This is a genomic window from Microcoleus sp. OTE_8_concoct_300 (assembly GCF_031383065.1).
Classification (GTDB): Bacteria; Cyanobacteriota; Cyanobacteriia; order Cyanobacteriales; family Microcoleaceae; genus Microcoleus.
Map to the genome: position 1 here is coordinate 1 of NZ_JANMZH010000497.1, position 10,286 is coordinate 10,286.

Annotated in this window: 8 protein-coding genes and 1 pseudogene; 1 reads left to right on the plus strand and 8 read right to left on the minus strand. The window is 45.8% G+C overall.

Annotated elements, in window-relative coordinates; genetic code table 11:
• Positions 1-297 precede the first annotated feature (297 nt).
• Entirely contained in the window at positions 298-1,074 is a 777-nt protein-coding gene (locus tag ACUVJL_RS22725) for a pentapeptide repeat-containing protein (RefSeq protein ID WP_445247910.1), read from the plus strand.
• Between the two features lie 319 nt (positions 1,075-1,393).
• Here ACUVJL_RS22725 and ACUVJL_RS22730 read toward each other — a convergent pair whose 3' ends face one another.
• The 8 genes and pseudogenes from ACUVJL_RS22730 to msrB all read right to left on the minus strand — a co-directional run bounded on the left by ACUVJL_RS22730 (position 1,394) and on the right by msrB (position 9,724).
• Positions 1,394-4,399: a GAF domain-containing protein gene (locus ACUVJL_RS22730; RefSeq protein ID WP_445247911.1), complete on the minus strand. Its 3,006-nt coding sequence runs from the start codon at positions 4,397-4,399 to the stop codon at positions 1,394-1,396.
• Positions 4,400-4,770: 371 nt separating this feature from the next.
• Positions 4,771-5,223: an NADAR family protein gene (locus ACUVJL_RS22735; protein WP_445247912.1), complete on the minus strand. Its 453-nt coding sequence runs from the start codon at positions 5,221-5,223 to the stop codon at positions 4,771-4,773.
• A gap of 166 nt (positions 5,224-5,389) precedes the next feature.
• Positions 5,390-6,802: an RNA-guided endonuclease InsQ/TnpB family protein gene (locus ACUVJL_RS22740; protein ID WP_445247913.1), complete on the minus strand. Its 1,413-nt coding sequence runs from the start codon at positions 6,800-6,802 to the stop codon at positions 5,390-5,392.
• A 592-nt stretch (positions 6,803-7,394) separates the two neighbouring features.
• Positions 7,395-7,646 (minus strand): annotated as a pseudogene (locus tag ACUVJL_RS22745) (FAD-dependent oxidoreductase); the annotation flags it as partial.
• A 50-nt stretch (positions 7,647-7,696) separates the two neighbouring features.
• Positions 7,697-7,843 (minus strand): hypothetical protein, encoded by a 147-nt coding sequence (locus tag ACUVJL_RS22750; RefSeq protein ID WP_445247914.1) that lies wholly within the window; start codon positions 7,841-7,843, stop codon positions 7,697-7,699.
• Between the two features lie 3 nt (positions 7,844-7,846).
• A complete protein-coding gene (gene frr, locus ACUVJL_RS22755; RefSeq protein ID WP_333131110.1) occupies positions 7,847-8,395 on the minus strand; it encodes a ribosome recycling factor in 549 nt (182 codons plus the stop codon).
• Positions 8,382-9,110, minus strand: a complete 729-nt coding sequence (gene pyrH, locus ACUVJL_RS22760; RefSeq protein WP_216670679.1) for a UMP kinase — start codon at positions 9,108-9,110, stop codon at positions 8,382-8,384. The genes frr and pyrH overlap by 14 nt, the downstream gene beginning before the upstream one ends.
• Positions 9,111-9,325: 215 nt before the next feature.
• On the minus strand, positions 9,326-9,724 hold the full coding sequence (gene msrB / locus ACUVJL_RS22765; protein WP_445247915.1) for a peptide-methionine (R)-S-oxide reductase MsrB: 399 nt from the start codon (positions 9,722-9,724) through the stop codon (positions 9,326-9,328).
• Positions 9,725-10,286 lie beyond the last annotated feature (562 nt).

The window sequence follows — 10,286 nt, forward strand, 5'->3', positions numbered from 1 at the left end:
AGGGGACAACGATGCCTGACGGCACGATCCACGACTAATTTATGTGTTAAAATTTATGGTTTGCCAGAACCGCGCCTAAAGGGTAATGAGCTTTTCGTTACCCTAATTTATTGGCAGCGAAAGGTTTATTTGACACTAAGGGAAAGCTGATAACTTCAATTTAGGGTGCTTATGGGGCGCATAACCCCTACATACGGCGAGCCAAAGGATTTGTTGGTTAACTCGTGTTATGGTGATTTTTAATTGCTTCGATAAAAGCTATTTTAGAATTAATATTTTGGATTTGGGACGGTTAAAATGAAACTCAGAATCCTCGCTGCTGCAACGCTGCTGAGCGCGATCGCCCCGATCGCTCCTGCACCCGCCGAGAACATCCAACACACGCAACAATTACTAGCCACCCGACAGTGCCCCAACTGCGACCTCAGCAGTGCAGGCTTGGTTTTAGCCAATTTAACAGGAGCCAATCTCAAAGGTGCTGACTTGAGGTTGGCTAACCTCAGCCGAGCCAACCTCACCGGGGCTGACCTCAGCGGTGCCAACCTCAGCGGCACCAGCCTGTTTGGCGTCAACCTGACGGGGGCCAACCTCAGCGGTGCGAACCTCAGCGGTGCTGACTTGAGAAGTGCCTATCTCAGCGACGCCAATTTGCTCAACGCCAATTTAACTAACGCGCAACTGCTCGGAGTTAGAGGAATGCCCACTAATATCGGCACCGCTGAAGACTTCTATCGGTTGGGAGTGCTGGAAGCTCAAGCGGGAAACTACAGAAACGCCATTGATTATTACAATCAAGCCCTGAATCTGAAATCGGATTTAGCGGCCGTTTATTTTGCGCGCAGTATGTCTCGCGCTGACTTGGGAGACTTCGCCGGGGCGACTCAAGACGCTGCAAGAGCAAACCAACTCTTTGCCGCTCAAGGAAATCCCCAAGGTCAGGAATTGTCAAAGCAGTTAGCCTCCGCCATTGTGGCGCGCCAAAAGCCTACGGAAGCCCGCACTGCCAGCCGCGGCGACTTTATGAGTCTTCTGGGATCGATCGGTTCTGTTCTGGTGAAGTTGATCTTGCCTTGACCAAAATTTTGGGTACAAGCCCCGTCATTTTATGACGGCTTTCTCTTGACACATTCTGGAATACTATGTTAAGAGAGAAATGGCAACGCGATAAAACGCCTAGATAGCCAATATTGGGTTCTCCCCGTCTACAATGCTCAGCTACGTGCGACTAGCGTGTAGGAAAGAGGAACAAACAATTAAGTAAATCATTTCAAATGCGGTCGGGCCGGGAGTGTGCGCTTGTGGACGTATCCAAACAGGGGATTAGCAATAATTCTAGAGAGGACGGATGAAGCAAGAATCCCCACACCTTTAGTTTGGGGAGTGTCAAAGTTGCCTAATTCAGCGGAATCTCGATCCAGAATTCTGTACCCTGACCAGGTATAGAAACACATTTCAGTACCCCTTGGTGTTTCTCAACTACAATTTGGTAACTGATAGACAGCCCTAAACCCGTGCCCTGACCGACGGGTTTAGTAGTAAAAAACGGATTAAATATGTGAGAGATTAACTCTTTGGGGATGCCGTGACCATTGTCGGCAATGCAGATTCCTACAGTTTTTTCATCGATTAATTCGGTGCGAATCCGAATGCAAGGGTATGGGAAATCAGGAATCAAAAACTCGGTGCTTCCATTTATCTCTACTGGCTCCATAGCCTGTTTTTGGGATATTGAATATGTCGCTGCTGCACTTGCCCCCAGGGAGGGAGCATTCATAACTCGCTCTCTTTTTCCCATTTCTAGGGCGTCAACGGCATTGCCGATCAGATTCATAAATACCTGATTGAGCGAGCTGGCATAGCATTCTACTAAGGGCAAATTGCCGTATTCTTTGATGATTTTCACAGTGTCGCGATCGGACTGGGCTTTGATCCGGTGCTGCAAAATCAACAGGGTACTCTCGATGCCTTCGTGAATGTCTACGCCTTTCTTTTGAGCTTGATCGCTTCTGGAAAAATTGCGTAAAGATATAACTAACTGGCGGATGCGCTCTACTCCGATTTTCATGGAACCCAAAATTTTGGGCAAATCTTCCGTAAGGAATTCGATGTCGATTTCTTCGGAGCACTCGCTAATTTCAGGGTGGGGATTGGGGTAGTGCTGGCGGTAGAGTTCTACCAAGCAGAGCAAATCTTTGGTGTATTCGCTGGCGTGGGACAGATTGCCGTAGATAAAGTTAACGGGGTTATTGATTTCGTGGGCGACTCCCGCCACCAGTTGTCCGAGAGTGGACATTTTCTCGGTTTGAATGAGTTGGGCTTGGGTATTGTGCAGTTCTATGACGGTTTTAGCTAGCTGTTCGGCTTTTACTCGATCGGCAGTTGCTGCATTGAGACTTTCTTGATAAAGTTCTGCTTGGTGAATGGCGATCGCAGCTTGAGCAGCTAAATGTTGCAGCAATTCCTGTTCTGCCGTTTGCCAAACTCTCGGCCCGGAACACTCATGGGCAATCAGCAACCCCCACACTTGGGAATCTTTGCCCATCAGGGGCACAATTAAACTGCCTCTCACCTGCAAATCTTCCAAAAATTCGCGGTGACAGGGTGTTAAATCATCAGTATAAATATCATTAATTGCTCGCACCCGTCCGGAGCGATAAAAGGAGTCTGAGCCTTCGACAAATAATGCTTGTGGAGATTTGATACCTAAAATTGACTGCCACTGGCCGCAAATAGCTTCGACAACTACTTCGCCCAGTTTGCCTGGGGCAAATTGGTAGATTACCGTGCGATCGGTATCCAACAAAACTCTGACTTCTCGCACAATAGTTTGCAGTATGATTTTCAAATCCAAGGTGCTGCGAATCTGGTCTCTAACTCGCGTTAATACTTGAGCAAAGTCCAAGGATTTTTGCAATTGGGCGGTGCGTTCTTGAACTTGGCGCTCCAAGTTGGCATTTAGGGCTTGCACTTCTTTATAAAGAACGTACTGCCCAATTGCCGCACAAAATTGGCTGCCTATAGCTAAAGCTTGCTCGATCTCCTCCCGGTTCCACTCCGGCGACTGACCTTTTTTGATTTCTCGCCAGACTTCAAAGGATTGTCTGGGAAGCCTTTGTGCAGCGCTGCTATCAAAGCGCCCCGCCCACATTTTTTCGGTATCAATTTCATTGCGGAAAATGGTCAAACAGCCGACTACTTGTTGTTGGTAGTGGAGCGGAATTACCAGCAAACCCCGAATTTTAGTAGCTTGGAAACCTGGAGCTAAAACTCTAAATTGAGGTTCTTTGTATAAGTCTGTAATTATCCACACTGGGAATTGAGAATTATTAAGAGTTGGGAATGTGGAAATTTCTTCGTTATTTTTGAATCCTTTGGTTAGCCATTGCTGCCAGAGAGGATGAGCTTCGATCTCCTTGACTATTTCCCAGTCTGGAAGTGTCGGTTGTTCTCCTGTGGTGAACAGTTCAAAGGTAGCATCACTTTGGGCCTTGGCAATGGAAAATGCTTGATCAATCTTGGGAACCGATAACTTTTCACCGTTGAGGTTCGGGGGGTTGAGATAGAGTCTGCCGCCGCTGCCGCCCAAAGCGGTGACTGTGGCTTCTAAACCCTGTTGCAGTTGAATGTTGGCGTGACCGTACAACAGGGCTGCTATGCGACTCACGGTAGCTTCCCGGGCGGCTTGAGAGCGGGTTTGCTGGAGGAGGAGGGCGTGGGCGATAGCGCTAGACAATTGATCTGATACCAGCTGAACTACTTCTAAATCTGCTGGTGAAATATTGAGGGGGGCACAGTGGTGAGACACTAAAAGTCCCCACAGTTTGATGTGAATTTTTTGATTGTTTCCTGGATCGTATCGAGTCACGCACGTCGGGGCATCGCAGATATCTGTTTTGCTGTTTTGCAACGCGATCCTGCGGTGCAAAATCGGCACGACTAAGGAAGATTGCACTCCCATGGCCATCAGGTAAGCTGTGTGGCAAGGATCGAGCGATCTGTAGTGGATCTCTTGATTTACTAAAGGTTGACCGGTGTCTGCAGCATCGAGGGGACTCAGGACGATCGTCCCGGAGTTAACATCTATGATTGTCCGCTGGCGCATACTCACATACATCTCCCTGGCGCGCGCGGGAATGTCGTCTGCTGGAAAGTGCAGCCCTTTCAAGGAAGGGAGACGGTTGTTATTAATTGACTCAGCAACCACTTCTCCACTCCCGTCGGCACTAAACCTGTAAATCATAATGCGATCTGTTTTCAAAAAAGACCGCACTTCTGCTACCGTACTCGTTAAAATATCTTCTAATTCTAGAGATTGGCGGATGCGTTCTGTTATCCGCCGTACCAAAACTTCTCTGTCTAATTTATGATGTAATTCTTGCGTATTTTCTGTAAGTTGCATAAATCTCCTTTTGTAATTATACAATGATCATAAAAAGTTTTGATCTGCTGTTGGAGCGCTCAAACTCAGGCTGAATCAGCCTGAGTTTTTGACTCAACCGATCTGTACAGTTAATCTGTGGCACACTGGTGAGAGACGACGGTGTATCACATTTGGCGCGCTGGGGTAAGGAAAATCTGCGATCGCGCGGGTTGAGTCCTTGCCTTCCACCTGCAGAGCGACTTAAGCAAATAATAATAATTATTTTAATCCTCTTATAAATTTCTCGCAATATTAAACTCTTACTATCAAAATTATTAATTGTTAAGATAACTTGACATTTGTTGTATAACTTCATATAATGATAATTAACGAAAGAATTGGAGTTTCTATCAGCGCGCAAGGCCCTGACGAATTTCCTTACGCACGCTCATCAGAATTTTACCCAAATGATTTTGACCGGTTCGGTCGCAGCCGCACCCCCAGTAGTAATCGGTTGGCGAATCCTCGACAATCACTTGCTCCGCTGTGGCGAGGAGAATAGCTTGAATGTCTGTATGAGCGAGAAACTTAGTTAAAACTGCTTCGCGCATAATAGGAATTTTCACCGCTTCCCAATCAGCGCGAATCTGGTGGTTCGGATCGCGACCTAATTTGGCGGCTTCTTGAGGAGTCGGTACGGCTCGAATCGTCGCCACTAATCTTTCATCAGTGCTGACAAATTTTTGGGCTTGATAGTAATGTTCCACAGTCAACCACTCTTGACCGTGCAGACTAATTTCGTGGAGTGAAAAATTAGAAAAGCAGCCGTAAGGCTCCTCTACTTTATAAAAATAAATTATCATTAGATTTGAGATTTTATATTTTACAGGATTTAGGTAGAATGTAATTATTCAGGCTGCGCCTCAAGCACCTTACCGCGCTCTTAGTAACGTGTCAAACCACTTTTTGCCTCCAGGAGTATTTGAGATTGATTCTTTGACACTCTCAGGCCTAAAGGCACTGAGATTCTTAAGATTTTGCAACCTTAATATCCTGAATTTTCAGGTTCCCAAACTCACCAGGTTTGCTCTGTGAGCGTGGTGATACCTTTTGGGCGTTTGAGTGTCTAGCACTCGGTTCCGCACAGTCCGCACGTACCATTTCCGATGCTCGATCTCTGATGGTTTTTGCAGGGCCAATATCGGCGTGTGACCTGTGACCGCATTGAGTACAAATGAATTTTTCTTTGTCTCGATTTGACTTGTCAATGTGTTTACATTTCCTGCATTCTTGGCTAGAGTATTTGGGATTAACTTTAATCACAATCTTTCCTTGCTTCGCAGCAAGATACTCAATTTTTAAAGTTAAGTTACCCCAACTTGAATCATAGATTGCGCGATTCAAACCTTTCTTACGAGATTGTCCATTCTTAAGAAATCGATTTTTCTCGTCAACTTTTACTTGGCATCGACGAATCATCCCAGAGATGTTTAAGTCCTCTAGGGCGATCGCATCAATATTTCTGGATGCAATTTGATTGGCAACTTTCCACTGGTAAGCATCACGCTTATTGGTGGCTTTTTGATGCAAACGTCCAACTATTTTTGCCGCTTTCTTGCGATTTTTACTACCTTTAACTTTACGGTTAACCCGTCGCTGTCTAATTTTTAAGAGTCGCTTGAACTTCTTGCTAGTTCCAAATTTGGGGTTTTCAATTTGAGTCCCATCGGATAGATGAACCAGTTTTGTAATCCCTAGATCGCATCCAATAATTTTATTGACTTCACTCAGAGGTTTAACAATTGAATTGGGAACTTCTTTGTCCTCAATTCTAATTGATACATACCAGCCATTTTGCCTTTTCCGAACAGTAGCGGCTTTGATGACATACCCATCGGGGATAGGGCGAGAATTGTAAAAGCGCATCCATCCCACTTTGGGCAAGTAGATTTTACTGCCTTGTATTTTTACGCCCATGACGCAAGTAAAGGATGTAAAATTACTGCGATTTTTAAACTTGGGAAACCCACGACCTTCAAAAAAGTTTTTGTAGGCAACATCTAACCGTTTAACATTTTGTTGCAGAACGGTTGAATCTATTCCAGCATACCAAGGGCGAGATGCTTTCAAACTTGGTAATGCCGTGATTTGAATATCACTGGCACTGCGTCTGGGATTTTTGTTTTTCCCTTCCTTGTCTACTTTTGAATCTTTCCAAGGTTCGCCACTTGCTCCATTTTTGCTAACAAAGCAAGTTAGCGGTGAAACTTCACTACAAGTCTTGATATCGCAGTAATCGCCTTGGATAAACTGCTGATTGTATTGGGTAATTCTGTCGTTTAGACACCAATTATAGTGACTTCTCAACATATCTACCCAAACCGACATTTTCAAGAATTGTGTTTGATTAGGACGTAACTTGTAGACATAGTTTGTTAGCAATCTCACTCACCTCCTTGTTTATATTTTAAGGTTTTTCGCCGCCTTTAAATATTAAGAATTAAGAAAAATTCACGGGGAATTTTAATCCCCCGTGTCGCTTACATCGAGCGGGCTAAAGCCACGCTCGTTTTCCGCTTTCCGACTATTTTTTTTGACACTCCTCGCCCTGAAGGCACGAGGATTCTTAAGACATTTCGATCTTAATATCCCTGGTAATAGGGTTCCCAGGCTGACCACGGAAAGCACATAGGTGTGTAGTCATATCTCCTCAAGAATGTTTTGGGCGTAGACTTTCCCCCAGTCCGGGGGTAGGTTTTTAAATCTTGTCTGATCTGCTTATTCTACCATATTCATTTGTTTAGATGGATGTGTTATTTTACTTGAAAATGGAAAAAGCCGTCCTACAAGGACGGGGTTTTAAACCCAATCTTCTGATAAGGAATTGGGATTTAAGAATATTCCTTCTTCCCTCGGACTTCGTTCTAAAACGGCATCAGCTTTTTAAGGGGGCGGTTAGCGATATCGGCATAACGCAGTTCGTCGCACAAAATTTTGCCGATCGACTCAGTAGCAATCGGCAATTTGACGCCTACGGCGAATTTATCTCAACTTTCACCTGGTCTTGCATTTTCCAGGTGTAGCTAATTTTGTTACCTTTCAGAGAAATAGCGGGCGTCCGGTCAAAATCCAGCCATTGGGCGATCGCCCCAGAAACGCCGCCGCCAGGTTTATTGCGAAGCAGAGACGCTTTTTCTAGTACCAAAACAGAACGTCCCTGCTTTGCGTGGTGATAAGCTGCTGTGCTACCTGCCGGGCCTGCACCGACAATAATGCCATCAAACATTTTTGGTTATGGGTAATTGGTTATGGTAATTGGTTATGGGGAACAGGGAATTAGTAACTGGTAATTGCTAACTCTTGAAGTGTTAAATCTTGAGTTTTTAACTCACTAATCACAACTCCTCGAGCGTCTGGGCGTTGTTCGCGGCCGGCTCTGTGCAATCTCAAAACTATTCCTATTCCCCATGCCCAATTTCCCATTCCCTAAACTGTCGTGATATCTTTCTCTTTCGCTGCCAGAACTTCTTCTATTTTGGCAATGTACTTGTCCGTCAGCTTTTGAATTTTATCTTGCAAGTCCCGCGATTCATCTTTAGAGATATCGCTGCTTTTTTCCTGCTTGCGAATCGAGTCAACGGCATCGCGGCGGATATTGCGAATTGCCACTTTACCTTCTTCAGCAAACTTACCGGCCATTTTGACAAATTCTTGGCGTCTGTCGCTCGTTAGCGGCGGAATGTTCAAGCGAATAACTGAACCGTCGTTGTTAGGCACGAGTCCTACATCTGACAGGGAAATCGCTTTTTCGATCGAGTTGAGCGCTGTGCGATCGAACGGTTGAATGGTGATCGTAGTCGCATCCGGCGTGCCGATATTGGCAAGGGATTTGATCGGAGTTGGAGAGCCGTAGTAGTCTACCATGACTCGATCGAGGAGGGAGGCGTTGGCCCGTCCCGTCCGAATAGTATTAAAAGACCGTTGAGTAGCCTCAACTGCCTTTTGCATATGATCTTCTGCTTCAGCTAACTTCACAAAAACCTCCGACAAGGGTTCCAATAGATTCTCCCATTACAGCTCGGTAGATGTTGCCCGACACCGAGAGGTCAAATACCATAATAGGAATATTATTTTCTTTGCAAAGGGCGATCGCGGTACTGTCCATCACCCGCAAGTCTTGATTCAAGACGTGTCCGTAGGTGAGGGTTTGATACCTGCGCGCGTTGGGGTTAAGGTGGGGGTCAGAATCGTACACCCCATCTACCTTAGTAGCCTTAAAAATCACCTCTGCATCAATTTCAGCCGCCCGCAGAGCGGCTGTAGTATCCGTAGTAAAAAAAGGATTGCCAGAACCGGCACCAAAAATCACTACTCGTTTTTTTTCGAGGTGGCGAATCGCCCGCCGCCGGATGTAGGGTTCAGCTACTTCTTGCATGGCGATCGCCGATTGCACCCTGGTTGGCACTCCTACTTGTTCCAGGGCATCCTGCAAAGTGATAGCATTCATCACCGTAGCAATCATGCCCACATAATCAGCCGTTGCCCGATCCATCCCTGCCGAAGCAGCTTTCACCCCGCGAAAAATGTTGCCGCCACCGACAACAATCGCGATTTGAATGCCTTCGGACACGACTTTGGCCACTTCCTGGGCGATCGACTGAACGACTATCGGATCGATGCCGTAGCCCAAGCTGCCCATCAGTGCTTCACCGCTGAGCTTCAGCAAAACTCGCTGATAAACCATCCCCATGCCGCCACTATTTTTTTACTCTGTTTGCCTCCACCATAAGATAGCAGTACAGGTGCATTTTGAACATCAATTGCCCGGAACAGGCATCGTGCTTGTGCTGCAAGAGAATTTGTTTGTTGCGCCGGCTGGCGGTTGGTGAACAAGTCCTCCTAGCCTGTTCCACAACGGGATTGATTTTTTGTGGGGTGGGTACTCTTAGCGGGCCCCTAAAAGACTCAATCCTTGGGAACGAAATTAAGAGCAGCAGAATTCATGCAGTAACGCTGACCGGTCGGTTTAGGCCCGTCGTTAAATACGTGACCTAGATGAGAGTCACAGACAGCACACAGTACCTCCGTGCGGCGCATGAACAAGGTGTTATCCGACTCACACTTGACATTTTCTTCGCTAACGGGAGCGTAGAAACTCGGCCAACCAGTACCGGAATCAAACTTTGTTTCAGATTTAAATAGCTCAGTGCCGCAGCAAATGCACTTATAAATTCCGGTTTTTTTGTTGTCGTGATATTCGCCACTAAAAGCTCTTTCCGTCCCTTTTTTGCGGGTGACTTTGAACTGTTCTGGAGTGAGTAGCTGTTTCCATTCTTCTTCGGTTTTTTGAACTTTTTCAGTCATGATGATTTGATGTTGGGTTTAGATGGTTTAACAAATAATTAGGTCAAGGTTTTTTGAAGTTTATGACTAGGACCAAAGAAACCCGGTTTCTCAGAAAAAAATGTGGGAAAACAAGACATTTAAGAAGAAACCTGGTTTCTGAAACAAGCCGGAGGAAGTCATCAGAAAAATGGGTAGAAACCTCGTCCTTTTAGGACGGCTTTACATTGTGCTTTTGGATACTACCGCCTTGGAACTGGTTGGTTCGGTGTACTTTTGTGTTGTACTTTCAGCGGGACAATTACCGCTTCAAACTTCCCAGTCCTGTACGCATAGTATTTTGCTCTTTTGAGCCTCCCTTGCGGGGTAGAAGAGACGACCTGCCAGGTCGTCTGTACTTCGCCAAAGTTATAGAGGCTTGTTAGGCTAATAGCACTGTTTTAGTGACCTTAAAACTGGTTAACTATTAGCGACAGAGCAAGGAACTAGCTTCGCATTCCAGGGTGTCGTGACCTTAATAACGTAGTCAATTAAGACGCTTGGCTGGTCAGAATGGCTCTCTAGATTTCTCCTTCAAGCCTCA